We start from the raw sequence: 19,593 nt of genomic DNA on the forward strand, positions 1-19,593 counted from the left end.
AAGATGGATGCAATCACATTGGAAGTTATGCGAAATCGCTTTTTTGCAATTACAGAAGAGATGGGAGCAGCATTAATTCGGACAGCCTATTCCACAAATATTAAAGATAGAAGAGATTGTTCGTGTGCGTTATTTGATGTAAATGGAGAGACGATTGCACAGGCAGAGCATATACCTGTTCATTCAGGAGTGTTGCCTTGGGGAGTAAAGGGAGCTTTAAAGCATATTAACAAAAAAGAACTGAAACCTGGAGATGCTATCATGCACAATGATCCATTCATTGGTGGAACTCATTTGCCAGATATTATTATCTTTTCTCCGATCTTTTATAAAGGAGAGCTAGTAGCTTTTGTAGGAAATCTGGCGCATCATGTAGATGTGGGAGGAAAGGTTCCGGGTTCGTTAACACCAGATGCAACGGAAATTTTCCATGAAGGGATTTGCTTCCCACCAGTAAAGATAAAAAAAGAAGGAAAAGTAGATCCTGAGATTTTTGCTATGTTTCGCTCTAATATCCGAACAAAATACGAAAGTAGTGGAGATTTGATGGCTCAGATTGCAGCAAATAATGTAGGAGAAAAGCGGTTTGAGGAATTATGTGATGAGATGGGCGTAGAAGTAGTTCTTGAGGCAATTGCAGAGTTAGAGAACTACTGTGACCGGCGAATGGGAGCAGAGTTAGAAAAACTTCCGAAAGGGACATTTGAATTTGAGGATTTCTTAGAGGGAGATGGAATTACTACAACAGAGCCATTAAAAATCAAGGTAACAATTACTACAGGAGGTCCACATATTAAAATTGATTTTACGGGAACATGCCCTCAGGTAAGAGGACCTTTGAATTGTGTTCGTCCGATGGCGTTGGCTTGCATTTATTATGTTGTTCGAGCAGTGACGGATCCCACGATTCCACCGAATTCTGGAACATATCGCCGCTTTGAGGTTATAACACCGGAAGGTTCCTTGGTAAATGCGGTATATCCAGCAGCTACCGGTTCTGGAAATTCTATTACGTGTCAGCGTTTGGTAGATGTACTGCTTGGTGCACTGGCTCAAGTGGTTCCAGAAAAAGTATGTGCGGCTGCTTGTGGATCTATGAATGGAATTCAGCTGGGTGGTTATAATCCAGAAACACATTCGTTCTTTGCTAATGGTGAAACTGTTGGAGGAGGATATGGTGGAATGTGCGATCAAGATGGAACCAGTGGAGTTAATACGCATATGACTAATACCAGAAATACACCAGTAGAAGTTCTTGAAAGAATCATGCCGGTTAAGGTAATACGATATGGTTTAGCTCCAAATTCTGAAGGACCTGGTAAGCACAGGGGTGGATTTGGAATTGAGCGAGTCCTGGAATTCCAGACAGATGAGGTGGACTGCTTTATTGCCTCTGATCGTGTTAATACGGCACCGTGGGGATTGAATGGTGGAAAAGCAGCATTAGGAGCTCGTTTTACAGTAAATAGAGCTGATGGAACGGAAGAACATTTGCCTTCGAAAGCAAGGGTGCGTTTTTATAAGAAAGATAGACTCTATATTCAGACAAGTGGCGGCGGAGGTTGGGGTAATCCGCTTGAGAGAGATAAAAAAGCATTAAAGTGTGATGTGAAAGATGGCTTGATCAGCCAGGAACGAGCAGAAAAAGAATATGGTGGATGTTGAAAAAGGAGGAGTACAATGAAAAAATTAATTGCAACGACAATGGCAGCAATGATGGCATTAACTATAGTTGGATGTGGAGGTAATAATACAGTTGCACTGCAGAGCGATAAAGCGGAAGAAACTACGAAAGCAGATTCAGATGCAACTCATCTTGTTTTGACAACATCAGCGTTAGATCCAGAGGTTGCCCCGGATTATAATCCCTGGGCTGATGGACTACTGAAATTTAAAGAAGAGGTGGAGAAAAATAGTAATGGCCGTTATGTAGTAGATATTTATTGGTATTCCAGTTATGCCAGCGATGCGGAATCCTTTCAGATGATTCAGGATGGGGAGACGGATTTTAACTTTGGTGCCGGAATGTCTAATGTAGATAAGAGATTTGCATGGCAAAGAATTCCATTTTTATTACCTGATTTAGACACAGTGAGGGAAAAGCTTGCTAATCCGAATGCAGAAGGATTTGCTATTAATACAAAGCTTTATGAAGAAAATGGAATTAAACTTTTGGCACAAAACAGTGGCTTACAGCGCCACATCTTTTCGACAGATAAATTGATTAAAGTGCCGAAGGATCTGGCGAATGAAACGTTTCGAACATATGAAGATGCTATTGTTAACGAATTTTATGGCGGTTTGGGAAATATCGCAATTATGCCATACGGAGAGTTATATACATCGCTGCAGAATGGTTTGATTACGGCTACGGATCAGCAGATACCTTCATATATTATTGAAAATTATTATGAAGTAGCACCATTTTATTCATATGTTGGAGCTCAGTGGACTTCGTATAGTTTGATGATGAATTTAGATAAGTTTAATCAGTATAGCGAAGAGGATCAAAAGATATTTGTGGATGCTGCCTGGGCGTGTTCAGAGGCTGAATATGAATCTTATAAAGATATGAAAGCAGACGCAGAAAAATTCTTTGATGAAAAAGGAATTACATATTATCAGCCAACAGATGAGGAATTGAATCAATGGAAAGAGTATGCGGCTTCTCTGTCGGATAAGTGGAGAGAACTGATTGGAGAAGAATTATACAATCAGGTATCTGAGCTGTTTAATTATTAATGGTATGGGGGATGCTGCAAGTGGATTGATATCTATGTTTGTAGTATCCCCTGCTTTTTTATTTACCGTTAAAGAGAGGAGGAACGTGGTGAAATTTTTAAAAAAATTAGATCATATAGTTGAATTTGTGGTTGGAAATTTAGCGGGTATTTTGTTGATTGTGATGATGATTATGGTTAATCTGACAATCTTCAGTCGTTGGGTATTTAATATTAATATGCACGGCTATGAGGAATTGCCAACAATTCTATTTATTGTATTTGTATGGCTTGGAGTAATACTGGTTGTGCGTGATGACAATATGCTAAAAGTCGATTTCTTCTTGAATCTGTGTAAGACGGAAAAGTCAAAAGAAGCACTTCATTTGTTTAGTTTGATTATTTCTACTATAATATGTGGATTATTTATGCCATTAACATTTAATTTAATGATGACACATATTGAACGTAATACGGTGTCTCCAGCTGTTGGATTTAGCATGTGGTGGGTATATGCTTCTGTATTTTTAGGAGCTTTGGGGATGATGGTTTATTATGTGGTGAATGTTTGTAAATCTATAAGGAGGTTACGCACATTATGATATTTGGAATAGCTGCAGTATTAATTTTACTCATGATTTTTTCCGGCGTTGCAGTTCCGTTAGCATTTTTGGGCGGCTCCTTTTTTGTGGCATATATGGGGCTTGGAAGTACAGGAACGTTTGCAACGAATGCGTTTTACATTTTGAACTCTATTTCTATGTTGGCGATTCCGCTTTTTATAGTAGGAGGTTCTTTGATTGAGCGAAGCGGAATTGCAAATGTGCTGATTCGGGTAGCGGATAAGATGCTACATAATGTAAAGGGAGGATTGACGGCCACAATTCCAGTAGTTTCCTGCTTTTTTGGAGCCCTTTGCGGTTCGGCATTGGCAACGGCTAATACACTGTCAACAGCTATGGTGCCAGAATTGGAAAAGAAAGGATATGATAAAGCATATTTAGCGGCATTAATTGCAGCTTCCAGTCCTTTTGGCTTTATGATTCCACCAAATGTAAATGCTATTATTTTTGCATCCGTGTCCTCGGCATCGGTTGGTGCTTTATTTATGGCTACGATTGTGCCGGGATTAATATGGGCAGGGCTCTATTTGATCATTAATCGGATTATTTATATAAAATATTATCATCCAGAATATGCGGGTAAAACAGTTGCATCCGTTTCTGCATGTACTGAAGATAATGAGCCTAAAGAAGAATCAGAAAAAAATGCGCGTGAGACTATAAGCCGGAATAGATTTTTTTTAGAGCTTGTTGTAGCAGTTTTAATGCCGGTAATTGTGTTAGGGGGTATCTATGGCGGCATTTTTACAGCGACAGAAGCAGGTGCAATTACCTGTTTATATGGAGCGATCATGGGAGTGGTAGTTTATAAAAAGCTTTCTCTGGTTCAATTGATGGGCGTTTTTTCTAAGGGAGTCAAGGATGTTTCGGCATTGGTTATAATGTTTCCAATGACTTTGATTTTCAGTCGCTTGATGACACTTAACCATATTCCTGAGTTGGTGGCAGAGTTAATGTTGGGAATTACCAATAATCGTATTGGTCTTATCCTGTTAATAGATCTTCTGCTGTTTTTTATAGGTTTTTTCTTGGATGGAAATGTTATTATTTTGACGCTGGTGCCGCTTCTTACACCGATTGCTACTGCATGTGGGATTGATACAATTCAGTTAGCAGTAATCGTTTTTGTTTCGATCGGTATTGGCTCAATTACACCGCCAATGGCTACTTGTCTGATGGCATGTTCCAGAGTTTGTGATGTTCCGATTCATAAACTTATTAAACCTATTCTTCCATTTTTGCTTTTTGGTGCATTACCTATTTTGCTGCTGGTATCGTTTGTTCCTGTCGTATCAACCTGGTTGCCGGGCTTGTTTTATAGTTTCTAGTCAACGCTATTATAACGAATGGATTGCTTTTATGCGTTTTTTTAGCTGAGGCGCTGAACTATCAAGGTGTTGTCAAGTGCTTGTTGAGTTATTGGTAGAAAAAAGGAAATTTTTTTCAAAGAAATTCTCTAAGTAAATGATATTGCCTGTGGAGAGAACGTGAAGTTTGAAAACAGGAAACACAGAAAAAACAAAAATTTGGATTATTGAAAAAAATATATATCCAGTCTTTGGCAGTTGAGTGAAAATAAAATCGCTGTAACCCTTGTATTTGCTGGGGTGCAGCGATTTTTGTTGCTGTTGCAGACTATAGTATTTTTTTCTTCCTTGTCCATTTTTGGAATTGTTCTCATTTTACTGTTCGTTATGAATTGATAATCCGTTCGGAAACCGGAAACATTCTTCGAGCTGTCATCTGCTTTCATTTACTTTCAAAATTTCACTAACCTGATTATGCAACTATTAAACTCCCGTGCCAAGAATTAACAACCAGATCTGTCCGTAACTGGAACCGTACAAATTGGAAAAGAATGCATAATCATACAAAACCATGTAAAAAACAGGAATTCAGGCTTGATTATTTATAAAAATGCGGTATAATGTATTCCTAGATACAGTAATAAAAGTAAGAATATTCGTATTTACTGCATAAAAATACAAAAGCAGCGAATAGAAATGAGGAGGAATTTATTATGAAAAAGAAATTAGCAGCAATCGCTATGGCAACTGCTATGGCAGCATCGTTAGCAGCATGCTCTTCCAAACCGGCAGAGACAACCGCAGCCGCAGAGGAGAATGAGGAGACAACCGCAGAGGCAGCAGAGGGCAGCGAGGCAGCAGAGGCTGGCGACAGCGCATTTGCAGGAAAGACTCTGGTTATGTCCACCAACGCTGAGTTCGCACCGTATGAGTACCACGATGGAAATGATATCGTAGGTATCGACGTAGATATTGCAAACGCTATCTGCGAGGATATGGGAGCATCTCTGGAAATCACCGACGTAGCATTCGATTCTATCATCCCGGAGGTTCAGTCTGGCAAAGCTGATTTCGCAGCAGCAGGCATGACTGTTACCGAGGATCGTCAGACCCAGGTGGATTTCTCTGACACTTACGCAATCGGCGTTCAGTCTGTTATCGTAACAGAGGACAGCGACATCGCATCCCTGGATGATTTAAAGGGCAAGCAGATCGGCGTTCAGCAGGGTACCACCGGCGACCTGTACTCCACCGATGATTTCGGCGAGGAGAGCGTACAGAGATTTTCCAAGGGCGCCGATGCAGTACAGGCGCTGTCCACTGGCAAGATCGATGCAGTTATCATTGACAACAAACCGGCACAGGTATTTGTAGACGAGAATGAAGGCTTAAAGCTTCTGGAAACACCGTATGCAGAAGAAGAGTACGCAATCGCAGTTAAGAAGGGCAATACAGAGCTTCTGGACGCTATCAACGCATCCATCGCAAACCTGAAAGAGTCTGGAAAACTGGACGAGATCGTTGAAAAATACATTACCGCTGAGTAATATAAAAGAGAATTGAAATGAATCGTCAGATGGATGGATTCAGGTGATCCGGAAAACACCCAGAGTGCTTCCGGTATCTGACGGAACGGAAAAAGGTTGCTGCAGAATGGCGAAAACACGGTTCGGCGGCAGCCCTTTTTCAAGTCTATATCACCTTACAAGGAGGAAAACAGATTGGAGAAACTCAAGCAGGCCTTATATTTAAACCTGATCAAGGATGACAGGTGGCAGTATCTGACAGGGGGCCTGAAAAATACCCTGATCATCACGTTATTTGCGACCCTGATCGGCATTGCCCTTGGTCTGCTGATTGCGATTGTTCGTGCAACTCACGACAAAACTGGAAAAATGAAATTTTTAAATGGTGTCTGCCAGGTATATCTGACGGTCATCCGGGGAACGCCGGTTGTCATCCAGCTGATGATTTTCTACTACTGTATTTTTGTATCGCGTGTATTTGCTGGCGTCTTTGTCGGTGTGATCGCGTTTGGTCTTAACTCGGCAGCGTATGTAGCGGAGATCTTCCGTTCCGGTATCATGTCGATCGACGAGGGACAGATGGAGGCAGGTCGAAGCCTTGGTTTTAACTATGTGCAGACGATGCGCTATATCATTATGCCGCAGGCATTTAAAAACGTACTTCCGGCACTTTGCAATGAGTTTGTTGTTCTTCTGAAAGAGACTTCGGTAGCCGGTTACGTGGCGGTGCAGGATCTGACGAAGGGCGGCGATATCATCCGTTCCAGAACGTATGACGCGTGGACACCGCTTCTGATAGTGGCTGCTGTTTATCTGGCGCTGACGATGATCTTCAACCACTTTGCACAGAATCTGGAAAGGAGCCTGAGAAAGAATGAACGATAAAGTACAAAACGGAGAAGTGATAATTGACATCAAGGATCTTTCCAAGGCATTCGGTGATTTAAAGGTCCTGACTAATATTTCTACCCAGATACGCAAGGGGGATGTTGTCTGTGTGATCGGACCATCCGGTTCCGGTAAATCCACATTTCTGCGCTGCATGAACCTGCTGGAAACCCCGACCGGCGGACACATCTATTTTGAGGGAACGGATATCACGGATCCGAAGACAAGCATTGATAAACTTCGTCAGAAAATGGGAATGGTATTCCAGCAGTTCAACCTGTTCCCGCACATGACGATTCTTGATAATATGACGCTGGCACCGATGAAACTGCTCGGACGCCCAAAGGACGAGGCAGAGACGGAGGCACTGAAGCTTCTGGAGCGTGTCGGATTAAAGGAAAAAGCATCCGCCTATCCGGGACAGCTCTCTGGCGGTCAGAAACAGCGTGTGGCGATCGTCCGCGCCCTGGCGATGCATCCGGATGTGATGCTCTTTGACGAGCCAACCTCCGCGCTTGACCCGGAGATGGTAGGTGAGGTATTAAATGTAATGCGCCAGCTTGCCGAGGAGCACATGACGATGGTCGTGGTTACCCATGAGATGGGCTTCGCCCGCGAGGTGGCAACCCGCGTCATGTTCATGGAGGGCGGCAACTTCATCGAAGAAAACGAACCGAAGGAGTTTTTCGAGCATCCAAAGAGCGAAAGATTGAAGGCATTTTTGAGTAAGGTGCTGTAAGGAAATTTAATATTAGGAAAAGTCCGGTAGGGAGAGAATGTCATAGCACATTTTCTTTCTGCCGGGCTTTTTTTATGCCTGTAATATCTTTATGCGTTTTCTATTATCCATCTGGTTCTTCTAACTTCCGTTTTGAAAAATGTTTATTTGGAAAGAAAAGTTGTTAAAAAAATTGCAAATATATAAAACCAAATGAAATCTCCCATCGTCTTATTAGTAGAACAGCAGAAAAGGAGGAAGATTCTGAAAAGAAGGCGGAACAGAATGTTGAGACAAAGCTGGACAGTGGGAAGCAGGAGAAAAAAGAGAATGCGGTAGAACGGTCGGGTGAAAACATTAGAACCGATAGCGCTGAGGAAGCACTTCCATATGAGCTCGTGATTGTGGAGGCAGAGAAAAAATAAATCTATAATAAAGGGGAAAGAATTGTGGAAAATGGCAGTTCTTTCCCCTTTTATGGTTTTCACACGCCTGTGCCTACCACGTCACCACCCGGTCAATCACTGTCTGCTGTTCCTGACTCGATTTCATCAGGTAAATCCGGGTTGTCTCGATGCTGTCGTGTCCTAACAGATCCGCCAGCAGGGAAATGTCATTGAACCGTTTCAAAAAATTGATGGCGTAGCGGTGCCGGAAAGAATGCGGGTACATTGTTGCCGGATTGATGCGGTAGCGCTTTGCGATATTTTTTAACTGCATCTCGATGGCGCGTGCGGAGATGCAGGTGCGGCGGCGGGTCAGGAAGAGAAAGCCGCTGTCGATGCCGCGAGAGGCAAAGTAGGGGATTGCTTCCCCGCAGAGGGAGAGGGGGAAGAACAATCGCCGTATCTTGCCGCCTTTGGAGTAGAGATCGAGATAGCCAAGCTGCAGATCCTCCATTTTGATCTGGCGCAGTTCACTGACGCGCGCGCCGGTGGAGGCGAGAAAACGCACGATGAAATACCAGAAGTAATTTTCATCCTTTTTTAGCCGCCGTTTGAGCCGGTCATAATCTTTCTGGGAGATCACTGTATCAAGGTAGGTGTGCTTCTGCTCCCGGATGGGGCGCAAGCGGTAGTGACCCGTGGGAGTGATGCGGAGTGAATCTGTGGGGGCGGATATGGGGGATTGAAAATTCGCCTTTTCATTATCCAACAATCCTCTGTTTTGCATAAAATCCAGAAACCGGTTCATCCCCAGAATCCGCGTATTCACTGTCGATGGCTTATAACATTCCAGCAGCCAGCGCCGGTACGACTGCAGGTGCTCGACTGAAAGGCTGTTATAATGCGAAAAAAACAGCCGGACGGAACAGCTGTAGACCCGGATGGTGATGGCGGCGTGCCCCTGTTTTTCAAGGTAAATGCCAAAGTCGGAAATAAGTGTTTCAAAATTCATATGTGCTTCATTTACTCCTCTCTACCAGGTGACTACCCGGTTGACAATCTCATACTGCTCGCCGCTGGAACGACGCAGGTAAATCCGGGTTGTTTCGAGATTTTTGTGTCCAAGCAGGTCGGAGAGCAGGGAAATATCGCCGCATTTTTCGATAAAACTCTTGGCAAACCGGTGGCGGAATGCATGCGGATGTACCATTTCCGGTGTCATGTGGTAGGAGAGGGCGATGGTTTTGAGCTGGCTGCGGATGCCGCCTGGAGAGATGGGGGAATCGAAGCGGTTGAGGAAGATGGGACCGTGGGATTTGTGGAGAAAGGAAAGCCATTTGAGGGTATCGGTTCGGAGTGACTGTGGAATGTAGATGCGCCGGACTTTATTTCCTTTGGAATAGATGTCCTTATAGCCGGAGAAAATATCTTCTGCCTGGAACTGAATCACCTCGCTGACCCGGACGCCGGTTGCCGCCATGAAACGGATGAGAAAATAGTAAGTGTACCGTTCATCCCGAAGCAGGCAGCGTTTCAGGTATTCATAATCCGCCTCGCTGATCATGTGATCCAGATATGTTTTCTGCTGGATTTTTACCATGGGAAGATGCCCGGGATAGAGCTTTTTAAAATCCAGGTAGGCATTCAAAGCCCGGATCCGCTGGTTGATGGTCTGCGGCTTGTAGTGCTCGAGCAGAAAGATTTTGTATAGCTTTAAATTGGGGTAAGTAATGTCACGGTAATAGGTAAAATACTGCCGTACAGCATAAGTGTAAGCGCGGAGTGTCTCATCGGCAAGGTTGCGCGTGAGCAGGTAGCGGGCAAATTCGTCCGCGGCCTTTTGGGCTCTTGCAGGTGCGGCAGCACGCGTTTGACCGGAAAGGCGTGGAATGGCAGCAGAAGTTTGCCTGGATGAGAGGGGGAGAGTGTGTTTGCTATGAGCAGCGTGTGGAAAAATATGATTTTCTATCATTTGTGGCATAATATGTAGGAACCTTCTTTCTGTATCATTGAGAAACGTCCATTGGCACAGAAAGAAAACTCTGCCGAGGCGTGGAACACACCGGAACGGATGAAAGGATGAAATGGCAGAGAAATCAATCCGGAATGCTGCTGGACGTTACAAAAGTCAATTATACAGGATTTAAAAGAAAGCGGAGAAAAAAGTGTCTCCGGTGTCTTTATCATACGGATACATTCTTTACAGGTTCATCGGTTTCACAGTTGAATTTCTTCATTAATTCCATCAGGCGGCACAGGCACTCGTCCATCGATGCCAGTTCTTCCGGGGTGTAAGCGCGCAGCCCAAACAGGGTGGAAGACAGCATTTCCTGCTTCATCTGGTTCATCATCTCACGACCGGAATCGCAGATGCGGATGTAGACGCGGCGGCGGTTGGCTGTATCGTGGATCCGCTCGACCAGACCGCGTTCCTCAAGAACCTTGATCATATGGGAGAGCTGCTGCTTTGTGATACTCAGCTTGTCCGCCAGCTCAGACATGGTATAGTCTTGATCTGCCCAGCTGTCGAGCGCGATCAGGGCAAAAAATGGAAGCGAGTTGACTTTCATATCATGGCTTGGCTGGTAGTGGCATTTCGCCAGGGAGAGAAAGCCGAGTGCAAACTCCAGGAAGTGGATACCGGTGTTTTTTAAAAGATTTGAATTTTTTTTGCCTGGATTCATAGGAAAACCTCCAAATTTAAATATCAAAGTAATAAAATGCGGTTCATTTCACAAACATAAATTGCAAACAAGGAAACATCAATTTACTTGTACTCTAGCACATTCAGACAAAAAGGTCAACAAATATAAAAAGTAAATAAATATTTACTGTTTTGGATTGACAAATAACAAAGAATGCTGTATATGTTAATGTATCACGAAACGATGTGACAGAAACACAGAAACCATCTGTCACAGACTCACAATAAGGAGAACAATCTATGGTAGAGAACACGAACGGCGGCGGAAAGCAGCCGCCCAGAAAATCATTTTTATATTATTATGGATTGGTTATGCTGATTGTCATGCTGTTAAATATTTTCCTCTTTCCATCTATGATGGATCGGACGCAGCAGGTGCGGTTTGACCAGTTCAGCGATCAGTTGAAGGAAGATAATGTCGATGAAGTGTATGTGACGACGAACAATGAGATCGTTTATACGCTAAAAAATGACAATAAAAACACAGCGTGGAATGTCACCTATAAAACCGGCGAGATTCCGGGTGTCAACCTGTATGATCTGCTGGATGGTAAGGATGTGAAATACAGTGCGGAGATCAACACACAGGCGTCACCGCTGCTGAATTTCCTGCTGACCTGGATCCTGCCGCTGGTTCTCTTTGTGGGAATCGGACAGCTCATGGGACGTTCGTTGATGAAACGGATGGGTGGCGGACCTGGCAACGCAATGACGTTTGGCAAGTCGAATGCGAAGATTTATGCAGAATCCGAGACGGGTATCACATTTGCAGATGTGGCTGGCGAGGAAGAGGCGAAGGATGCATTAAAAGAGATTGTCGATTTCCTGCATAAGCCGGAAAAATACTCGGAGATCGGTGCGGTGCTGCCGAAGGGCGCCCTGTTAGTCGGACCTCCAGGAACCGGTAAAACGATGCTGGCGAAGGCCGTTGCCGGGGAAGCACACGTTCCGTTCTTCTCGATCTCCGGTTCGGAATTTGTTGAGATGTTTGTCGGCATGGGTGCGGCGAAGGTGCGTGATTTATTTAAACAGGCCAATGAAAAAGCGCCGTGTATCGTATTTATCGACGAGATCGATACGATTGGTAAGAAGCGTGACGGCGCCGGCATGGGCGGCAATGACGAGCGCGAGCAGACGCTGAACCAGCTTCTGACTGAGATGGATGGTTTTGACGGCAAGAAGGGTGTTGTCATTCTGGCGGCGACCAACCGTCCGGAATCCCTCGATCCGGCGTTGCTTCGTCCGGGACGTTTTGACCGCCGGATTCCGGTAGAGCTGCCGGATCTGAAAGGCCGTGAGGCAATTCTGAAAGTCCATGGCAAAAAGGTTAAAGTGGATGAGAGTGTGGATTACAATGAGATCGCCCGTGCCACCAACGGTGCGAGCGGCGCGGAGCTGGCAAACATTGTCAATGAGGCGGCGCTGCGGGCAGTCCGGATGGGACGAAAGACCGTGTCCCAGCAGGATCTGGAAGAGAGTGTCGAGACGGTTATTGCCGGATATCAGAAGAAGGATGCCGGTGTTTCCGGGGATGAGAAGAAGATTGTCTCCTACCATGAGATCGGTCATGCGCTGGTAGCGGCGCTGCAGACGCACTCGGCTCCGGTCCACAAGATCACGATTGTGCCGCGAACCTCCGGGGCACTCGGATATACGATGCAGGTGGAGGCGGATCAGCGCTTCCTGATGAGCAGGGAAGAGGCGTTCAACAAGATCGTGACACTGACCGGCGGCCGTGCGGCGGAGGAGCTGATCTTCCATTCTATCACGACAGGGGCTTCGAATGATATCGAACAGGCAACCAAGATCGCCCGTGCGATGGTGACGCGTTACGGCATGAGTGACCATTTCGGCATGGTAGCGCTCGAGACGGTCAACAACGCCTACTTAGGCGGCGATACTTCCCTGGCTTGTTCGGCAGAGACGGCGGCGAGGGTCGATGAGGAAGTGATTGCGCTGGTAAAGAGCGCGTATGAGAAAGCGAAAGCTATTCTTTCCGGGCATGAGGATAAGCTTCATGAGCTGGCAGACTATCTTCTGGATAAGGAGACGATCACCGGTGAGGAGTTTATGAAGATTCTGGAAGAGAAGAAAGAAGATGGCGAGGCAGAGGCTTAAAACAGAGCCGTGTATTATAAGGTGGACGGTTACGTGTTTGCCGAAGTTATAAGAGAAATCAGTTACAGTGAGCTGAGCAGGTATCAGGCATTTTGAAAGGAAATGTCTGGTGCCTGTTTTTGTGTTGTCTGCGTCGAAAAAAGATGCTGGCAGCTGATTCCTCCGGTGTTCCCTTCCTGCATATCGGGGGATTACAGGAGAGAAAAAGAAATAAGTAAAACTTATGAAAAGAGATTAATAAATATCACAGTAAAAATCAGGCAAATTCCTTGAAAAGCGTCTGTAAATATGCAATAATATCTCCTGTATCGATCTAAATTTTCGGGAATGCGGTTTTATTTTCGGATTTCAGGTTCTGCGAGGGAATTCTGACAAACGATGAGAAAGGGAGAGAACCGCATTCGCAGGCATTCTTAGGAGGAAATGTTATGAGAAAAGTAGTAAGCGTGTTACTGAGCGCTGCCATGGCGCTGTCCCTGTGTGCAGGCTGTTCTTCTTCGTCTTCTAATACAGCAGATACGAAGGCAGCGGAGGAAAAGGGAGCTGACGCGGCAGACACAGAAGCAGGCGAGGCAGCAGAGGGCGTGATGCCGGCAGTTGCTAAAGAGGATCTGAAGGTCGGAGTGATTCATATTGGAAATCCGGCGGATGGTTCCGGTTACAGCTATACGCATGATCAGGGTATCGTAGCGATGCAGAAAGCCGTTGGTCTGGAGGATGATCAGATTATCCGCAAGAACAACGTAGCGGACGATGATCAGACTGCCATCGAGACAGCAATGCGCGAGTGTGTCGAGGAAGGATGCCAGATTATCTTCGCGACAAGCTGGGGCTACATGGATGCATGCGAGGCACTGGCAGAAGAATATCCGGACGTTATCTTCTCCCATGCAACCGGCTACAAATCCAACGGTGTGAACTTTAACAATTATTTTGGACGGATTTATCAGTCCCGTTACCTCACTGGTATCGCGGCTGGTTTAAAGACAGAGAGCAATAAGATCGGTTATGTCGGCGCCTGGGGCAAGGACAATGCCGAGGTTACCGGCGGATGTGACGCATTTGCAATGGGTGTATATTCTGTAAACCCGGATGCAACCGTTTACATCAAGACCACCAACAGCTGGTACGATCCGGAAGGTGAGAAACAGGCAGCCGTAGCCCTGATCAACGAGGGCTGTGATGTCATTGGACAGCACTGCGATACACCGAACCCGCAGCTGGCAGCTGAGGAAGCTGGCGTATTTGGTGTTGGTTACAACTCTGATATGAGCAAGGATGCTCCGAAGGCAGTTCTGACCTCCACCGTTTGGAACTGGGGCGCTTACTATACCAAAGCTGTACAGGATCTGATTGATGGTACATGGACAGGCGAGAACTACTTCGGCGGTCTGGAGGAAGGTTTGGTAGACATTTCCCCGTTATCTGACCTGTGCGTAGATGGTACGCAGGAGAAGATCGATGAGGCACGTGCGAAGATCGAGTCTGGCGACTGGGATGTATTTGATGGCGTGATCGAGTGCAACGACGGAACCACCGTTGGCACCGAGGGCGAGCATATGTCCGATGCAGATATCACAGGCAATATCCACTGGTACTTCAAGAACATCGTAGAGAAATAATCACGGAATTATATACCTGGAAGCGATGCTGAAACAGGTTCGGAAACGCTTCCGGGTGTTGCAGATTCCAAGAGTATATAACAGATAAAAGGAGGCAGCTTCAAATGGATCCACTTTCATTTGCGGCACCTCTTTTTTCTTTTTTAGAAAATTGATTAAAAAATTGGTTAAATATTCATTTGAGGTGACGATATGACAGAACAGTATGCCATTGAGTGTAGGCAGATCACGAAAGCATTCGGAAGCGTCGTGGCGAACGATAAGATTGATCTGACCGTCCGGTACGGCGAGATTATGGCACTTTTGGGAGAAAATGGTTCCGGTAAGACAACGCTCATGAACATGCTTTCCGGTATCTACCACCCAGATGCCGGTTCGATTCTGGTTGGAGGAAAAGAAGTCTCCATAAATTCGCCGGTAGATTCGAGAAATTTAGGAATAGGTATGATTCATCAGCATTTCAAACTGGTGGATGTGTTCAGTGCGATGGATAATATCGTGCTGGGAACCAAGGGAAAACGGCTGGGAAGAAAGGCGTTGCGGGAAAAAATTGAAGCGCTTGGACAGTCATTTGGACTTGAAATTGAACCGGAGAAAAAGGTCTACGACATGTCGGTCAGCGAGAAGCAGACGGTCGAGATCCTGAAGGTATTATATAGAGGCGCCCAGATCCTGATTCTGGACGAGCCAACGGCAGTCCTGACGCCGCAGGAGACGGAGCGGCTGTTTAAAATCCTGCGCCGGATGCGGGAACAGGGCTGTGCGATTATTATTATTACCCATAAATTAAATGAGGTCCTTTCTATCAGTGACCGTGTCACGATTCTGCGAAAAGGAAAGAGCATCGAGACGGTGGAAACTGCCGGATGTGATGAGAAGAAACTTACGGAGCTTATGGTTGGACGACCAATCAGCCTGAATATCGAGCGCCCGGAGATGGAGAAGAGAGAGACCATTTTGAAGATTGTCGATCTGACCGTCGATAAGAGTGACGGCGGCGTGGCGCTGGATGATATTTCTTTTGAGATTAAAACAGGCGAGATTCTGGGCGTTGCCGGTGTTGCCGGAAGCGGCCAGAAAGAACTCTGCGAGACGCTGACCGGGTTGATGGACGCGAAAAAGGGCGCTATTTTGTACCGTAAGGAAAATATCATCGGTAAGACTCCGGCGGAGATCATCCGCCTCGGAATCAGCATGAGTTTCGTGCCGGAGGATCGTCTCGGCATGGGACTGGTTGCTTCAATGGGTATGGTTGATAATATGCTGCTCAAGTCCTATTCGGAAGGGAAAGGATTGTTTGTAGACCGGAAACCGGCAAGGGAGATGGCAGAACGCCTGATCGGAGAACTGGGAATCGTGACGCCGGGCGTTGATACGCCGGTGCGTATGATGTCGGGGGGCAATGTCCAGAAGGTACTTTTGGGACGTGAGATTGAGTCGAGCCCGCAGGTGCTGATCACGGCTTACCCGGTGCGAGGGCTTGATATTAATTCTTCCTATCTGATTTACGACCTCCTGAACCAGCAGAAGAAAAAGAGCGTGGCGGTTGTCTATATCGGTGAGGATCTGGATGTGCTTCTGGAGCTTTCAGACCGGATCATGGTACTCTGCCATGGAAAGATCACGGGTATCGTGGATGCTAAGAAGCTCACGAAAGAACAGCTGGGACTGATGATGACCGGTACCGAAGCGGGCGAGCTGGGGCTGGATAAGAGTATGGCATCCGAAAAGAAGGGGGAACAGGCATGAAAGAACCGTGGATCCGCGTTGTAAAAAAGGCGGAACTTGGAAAAAGAGAAACATTGATCCTCCGTCTGGAGGCGATCGTGCTGGCTCTGGTGGCAGGCGGATTCTTTATCCTGCTGATTGGGCAGAATCCATTTGTCATTTATCAGACGATTGTAACCGGAGCGCTGCGAAGCGAGATGGCGATACAGGCGACGGTCAAAATCATGATTCCACTTTTGATTGCGTCGCTGGGCGTGACGCTGGCATTTAAAATGAAATTCTGGAACATCGGAGCCGAGGGACAGATCATTATGGGCGGTATTTTTGCCTCGTATTTTGCACTGTTCCATGCGAACTGGAATCACTGGCTGCTGGTGATCGTGATGTTTCTGGCAGGCGCGATCGGCGGAGGTCTGTGGGGACTCATTCCGGCGTGGTTTAAGACCCGGTATGATACGAACGAGACGCTGTTTACGCTGATGTTAAACTATATCGCGCTGAATGTCATCGTATTTTTGAGAGAGGGCGCATGGCGTGACCCAGGTTCCCAGGGATATGCGAAGATTGCCCGTTTCAATAAGAACGCGGCGCTCGATAAGGTGTTCGGCATCCAGTTCGGCTGGGTGATTGCGCTGATTCTTGTGGTAGTGATAGCGGTTTACTTAAATCGTTCCAAGCAGGGATATGAGATCAGCGTCGTGGGAGAGAGCCAGGAGACGGCCCGCTATGCCGGCATGAATGTGAAAAAAGTGGTTCTGCGGACGATGTTTCTGTCCGGCGCTGTCTGCGGCATCGGCGGCATGGTGCAGGCGACCGGTTCGGATGTCACGCTGACGACGGCAGTTGCCGGAGGGGTCGGATTTACGGCGATCATCGTGGCATGGCTGGCACAGTTGAATCCGCCTGTGATTCTGCTGGTTACCTTTTTGTTCAGCGTGCTGGAAAAAGGAAGCAGCGTAGTTCAGTCTTCATTCGGATTGTCCTCGGACTGCGCGGATGTGCTGCAGGGAATCATCCTGTTCTTCATTCTGGGATGTGAACTGTTTATACGGTATCAATTTGTATTTCGCGGAAAAGGAGGTACACGCGCATGAGCAGCGAGATCGTAATTAAATTTCTGGTGGCGGCTGTATTGGCGGGTACGCCTTTCCTGTTTGGCACGGTTGGCGAAATTTTGAGTGAGAAGGTCGGACACCTGAATCTGGGCGTCGAGGGCATGATGTCGATTGGCGCGTGCGCCGGATTCATGGTCGGCTATCAGACGGATAACTTTGTTGCAGCGCTGTTAGCTGCGGCGGTGGCTGGAATGCTGTCGGCATTGATTTACGGTGTTTTGACTGTCACATTTATGGCAAATCAGAACGTAACGGGATTGACCCTGACGATTTTCGGCGTCGGATTAGCCAATTTTATCGGCGTCTTTATGCTGGAAAAATCAGAGAACGGCACCCTGAAACTTCCGGATGCGGTGACAGCACAGATGCGTAACATCCACATCCCGGGACTCAGTGATCTGCCGGTGGTCGGAGAATTATTATTTTCCTATAACCCGTTCGTTTATCTTGGAATCATCATCGCGATTGTGGCGAGTTTCTACTTATATAAAACACAGGTTGGTTTAAATGTGCAGGCGATCGGAGAAAATCCGGGCGCAGCAGATGCGGCAGGTATCGAAGTTACAAAGTGGAGATACATTAATATCCTGCTATCCGGTGCGATCTGCGGTATCGGCGGAGCGTATTGTTCGATGATCATCAACGGCGGCGTGTGGCTGCGCGACAGCGTCGGTGGTCTTGGCTGGATTTCCGTTGCCCTCGTTATCTTCGCGGCGTGGAAGCCGATCAATGTTATTTACGGTTCCTTTATTTTCGGGGCTCTGCGCGTGCTGAAATACTATGTGCCGAAAAACACGTATGCGATTCCAACGGCATTTTTCGATGCCCTTCCGTTCATTATCACCGCATTGGTGCTGGTGATCGCGTCGATGCGTAAGAATAAAGGGGCACATATCCCGGCGCATCTGGGCGAGAATTATTTCCGGGAGGAACGGTAGGAAAATGAAGGGGAACTTATAGGATTTGTGGGAGGGCTGCAAAAAGTAGTTACATGAAATAATAAGGGAAGCCCTTGATAGGTGATGTCAGATGGCGGCTTGAGATGATAGGACGACATCAGAAATGATATAGAAATAATAGAAAAGACGGTTGTTTGTCAAAGGTTTTAAAGGGATAGAACAGAAAGATCGGACGAAAACCGTCTTTTTCTGTTTGAAATGGAAGGAAAGGTTATAAAACGATGTGGCAGGTTCGGAAATTCAGAAGATAAAAGGAAGAATTTGAAAAATGAATTTTGGACATAGAAAGGCTGATGGGAGGAAAATCTATGATTGCATCGAAACAGATTGCAGAAAATTATGTGGAGACGGGCAGAAAAAAGGCGGAACTTCCGGTGTCTCATATGCTGATACTCGGCTTTTTCGCCGGAATGTTCATCGCGCTGGCAGGCGCGGGGGCTTCGGTCGCCTCGGCAGCAATGACAAATGCCTCGGCATCGCGGATTGCTTCGGCACTTGTATTCCCGGCAGGATTGGCGCTGGTGGTCTGCACCGGGGCGGAACTTTTCACTGGGAACTGCCTGATGACGATCTCGGCGCTGCAGAAACGGATTTCCGTGGGCGGGCTGTTTAAAAATCTTCTGTTTGTCTATCTGGGAAATCTGATTGGCGCGATCTTTGTGGCGGTTTTATTTGTCTACGGGCATATTCCAAGCCTGTACGGTGGCGATCTGGCGCAGGTTCTTCTGAATACAGCCGTTTCCAAGGTGACCCTGACTCTGCCGGAGGTGCTGTGCCGTGCGATCCTCTGTAATGTGCTGGTTTGTATTGCAGTCTGGGCGGCGATGAGCTCCGAGCAGGTATCTGGCAAAATTCTGGCGCTTTATCCGCCGGTGGCGATTTTCATTCTCTGCGGCTTCGAGCATTGCATCGCCAATATGTTTTACATCCCGGCGGGGCTGATGATCATGGGCGAGTACGGTCTGGCAGCGGAAGGGCTGACGATCGGAACATTTATTCTCAATAATCTGATTCCGGCTACGATCGGAAATATGATCGGCGGGATGCTGGTGATTGGAGGCGGATACTGGCTGGTGTATCTTCGGGGAACGAAAAATCGTGAAATAAAATGAATGCGTGAAAAAATGAAATAGGGCGAAAGGGTATTTTTGTCTGGTCTCCATGCTAGGTTTGGAGCCG

The 19,593-nt window shown here is 46.5% G+C and carries 16 protein-coding genes; 13 read left to right on the forward strand and 3 right to left on the reverse strand.

What is annotated here, in order from left to right:
• Positions 1–3: 3 nt before the first annotated feature.
• The 7 genes from DW931_RS08000 (at position 4) to DW931_RS08030 (ending at position 7,803) form a co-directional block, all read left to right on the forward strand.
• Positions 4–1,665: a hydantoinase B/oxoprolinase family protein gene (locus DW931_RS08000; RefSeq protein ID WP_118626944.1), complete on the forward strand. Its 1,662-nt coding sequence runs from the start codon at positions 4–6 to the stop codon at positions 1,663–1,665.
• Positions 1,666–1,680: 15 nt separating this feature from the next.
• Positions 1,681–2,742, forward strand: coding sequence for a TRAP transporter substrate-binding protein (locus DW931_RS08005; protein WP_117796218.1), 1,062 nt, complete (start codon positions 1,681–1,683; stop codon positions 2,740–2,742).
• Complete coding sequence (locus tag DW931_RS08010; protein WP_117796217.1) at positions 2,696–3,322, forward strand: TRAP transporter small permease; 627 nt, start codon at positions 2,696–2,698, stop codon at positions 3,320–3,322. Before DW931_RS08005 ends, DW931_RS08010 begins: the two co-directional genes overlap by 47 nt.
• Positions 3,319–4,671: a TRAP transporter large permease gene (locus DW931_RS08015; RefSeq protein WP_117796216.1), complete on the forward strand. Its 1,353-nt coding sequence runs from the start codon at positions 3,319–3,321 to the stop codon at positions 4,669–4,671. The genes DW931_RS08010 and DW931_RS08015 overlap by 4 nt, the downstream gene beginning before the upstream one ends.
• A 692-nt stretch (positions 4,672–5,363) precedes the next feature.
• The gene (locus DW931_RS08020) at positions 5,364–6,197 is read left to right on the forward strand and encodes a basic amino acid ABC transporter substrate-binding protein (protein ID WP_117796215.1); all 834 of its coding nucleotides are present in this window, start codon (positions 5,364–5,366) and stop codon (positions 6,195–6,197) included.
• A 174-nt stretch (positions 6,198–6,371) separates the two neighbouring features.
• On the forward strand, positions 6,372–7,061 hold the full coding sequence (locus DW931_RS08025; RefSeq protein WP_022360148.1) for an amino acid ABC transporter permease: 690 nt from the start codon (positions 6,372–6,374) through the stop codon (positions 7,059–7,061).
• Positions 7,051–7,803, forward strand: coding sequence for an amino acid ABC transporter ATP-binding protein (locus tag DW931_RS08030; RefSeq protein ID WP_118468269.1), 753 nt, complete (start codon positions 7,051–7,053; stop codon positions 7,801–7,803). Before DW931_RS08025 ends, DW931_RS08030 begins: the two co-directional genes overlap by 11 nt.
• Before the next feature lie 477 nt (positions 7,804–8,280).
• Here the strand turns inward: DW931_RS08030 and DW931_RS08035 are convergent, their stop codons facing one another.
• From DW931_RS08035 to DW931_RS08045, 3 genes are all read right to left on the reverse strand, one after another.
• Positions 8,281–9,180, reverse strand: coding sequence for a tyrosine-type recombinase/integrase (locus tag DW931_RS08035; protein WP_118481913.1), 900 nt, complete (start codon positions 9,178–9,180; stop codon positions 8,281–8,283).
• 21 nt (positions 9,181–9,201) lie between these two features.
• Positions 9,202–10,140: a tyrosine-type recombinase/integrase gene (locus DW931_RS08040; protein WP_118481914.1), complete on the reverse strand. Its 939-nt coding sequence runs from the start codon at positions 10,138–10,140 to the stop codon at positions 9,202–9,204.
• Positions 10,141–10,351: 211 nt separating this feature from the next.
• Complete coding sequence (locus DW931_RS08045; protein ID WP_118481915.1) at positions 10,352–10,852, reverse strand: MarR family transcriptional regulator; 501 nt, start codon at positions 10,850–10,852, stop codon at positions 10,352–10,354.
• 260 nt (positions 10,853–11,112) lie between these two features.
• On the opposite strand from DW931_RS08045, the gene ftsH reads away from it, so the two are divergent.
• From ftsH to DW931_RS08075, 6 genes are all read left to right on the forward strand, one after another.
• Positions 11,113–12,990, forward strand: coding sequence for an ATP-dependent zinc metalloprotease FtsH (gene ftsH, locus DW931_RS08050; RefSeq protein WP_118468261.1), 1,878 nt, complete (start codon positions 11,113–11,115; stop codon positions 12,988–12,990).
• A 428-nt stretch (positions 12,991–13,418) separates the two neighbouring features.
• The gene (locus DW931_RS08055; protein WP_118626945.1) at positions 13,419–14,612 is read left to right on the forward strand and encodes a BMP family ABC transporter substrate-binding protein; all 1,194 of its coding nucleotides are present in this window, start codon (positions 13,419–13,421) and stop codon (positions 14,610–14,612) included.
• Positions 14,613–14,804: 192 nt separating this feature from the next.
• Positions 14,805–16,361, forward strand: a complete 1,557-nt coding sequence (locus DW931_RS08060) for an ABC transporter ATP-binding protein (RefSeq protein ID WP_118481916.1) — start codon at positions 14,805–14,807, stop codon at positions 16,359–16,361.
• A complete protein-coding gene (locus DW931_RS08065) occupies positions 16,358–17,434 on the forward strand; it encodes an ABC transporter permease (RefSeq protein WP_022360157.1) in 1,077 nt (358 codons plus the stop codon). Before DW931_RS08060 ends, DW931_RS08065 begins: the two co-directional genes overlap by 4 nt.
• A complete protein-coding gene (locus DW931_RS08070) occupies positions 17,431–18,393 on the forward strand; it encodes an ABC transporter permease (RefSeq protein ID WP_022360158.1) in 963 nt (320 codons plus the stop codon). The genes DW931_RS08065 and DW931_RS08070 overlap by 4 nt, the downstream gene beginning before the upstream one ends.
• Positions 18,394–18,722: 329 nt before the next feature.
• Positions 18,723–19,526, forward strand: coding sequence for a formate/nitrite transporter family protein (locus tag DW931_RS08075; protein WP_182427373.1), 804 nt, complete (start codon positions 18,723–18,725; stop codon positions 19,524–19,526).
• Positions 19,527–19,593 lie beyond the last annotated feature (67 nt).

The organism is Clostridium sp. AM43-3BH (assembly GCF_003479985.1).
Lineage (GTDB): Bacteria > Bacillota > Clostridia > Lachnospirales > Lachnospiraceae > Otoolea > Otoolea fessa.

Coding starts and splice junctions, on each gene's coding strand:
- DW931_RS08005 (WP_117796218.1), top strand. CDS start 1,681: ATGAAAAAATTAATTGCAACGACAATGGCAGCAATGATGGCATTAACT.
- DW931_RS08045 (WP_118481915.1), bottom strand. CDS start 10,852: ATGAATCCAGGCAAAAAAAATTCAAATCTTTTAAAAAACACCGGTATC.
- DW931_RS08000 (WP_118626944.1), top strand. CDS start 4: ATGGATGCAATCACATTGGAAGTTATGCGAAATCGCTTTTTTGCAATT.
- ftsH (WP_118468261.1), top strand. CDS start 11,113: ATGGTAGAGAACACGAACGGCGGCGGAAAGCAGCCGCCCAGAAAATCA.
- DW931_RS08035 (WP_118481913.1), bottom strand. CDS start 9,180: ATGAATTTTGAAACACTTATTTCCGACTTTGGCATTTACCTTGAAAAA.
- DW931_RS08040 (WP_118481914.1), bottom strand. CDS start 10,140: ATGATAGAAAATCATATTTTTCCACACGCTGCTCATAGCAAACACACT.
- DW931_RS08030 (WP_118468269.1), top strand. CDS start 7,051: ATGAACGATAAAGTACAAAACGGAGAAGTGATAATTGACATCAAGGAT.
- DW931_RS08020 (WP_117796215.1), top strand. CDS start 5,364: ATGAAAAAGAAATTAGCAGCAATCGCTATGGCAACTGCTATGGCAGCA.
- DW931_RS08060 (WP_118481916.1), top strand. CDS start 14,805: ATGACAGAACAGTATGCCATTGAGTGTAGGCAGATCACGAAAGCATTC.
- DW931_RS08055 (WP_118626945.1), top strand. CDS start 13,419: ATGAGAAAAGTAGTAAGCGTGTTACTGAGCGCTGCCATGGCGCTGTCC.
- DW931_RS08015 (WP_117796216.1), top strand. CDS start 3,319: ATGATATTTGGAATAGCTGCAGTATTAATTTTACTCATGATTTTTTCC.
- DW931_RS08065 (WP_022360157.1), top strand. CDS start 16,358: ATGAAAGAACCGTGGATCCGCGTTGTAAAAAAGGCGGAACTTGGAAAA.
- DW931_RS08075 (WP_182427373.1), top strand. CDS start 18,723: ATGATTGCATCGAAACAGATTGCAGAAAATTATGTGGAGACGGGCAGA.
- DW931_RS08070 (WP_022360158.1), top strand. CDS start 17,431: ATGAGCAGCGAGATCGTAATTAAATTTCTGGTGGCGGCTGTATTGGCG.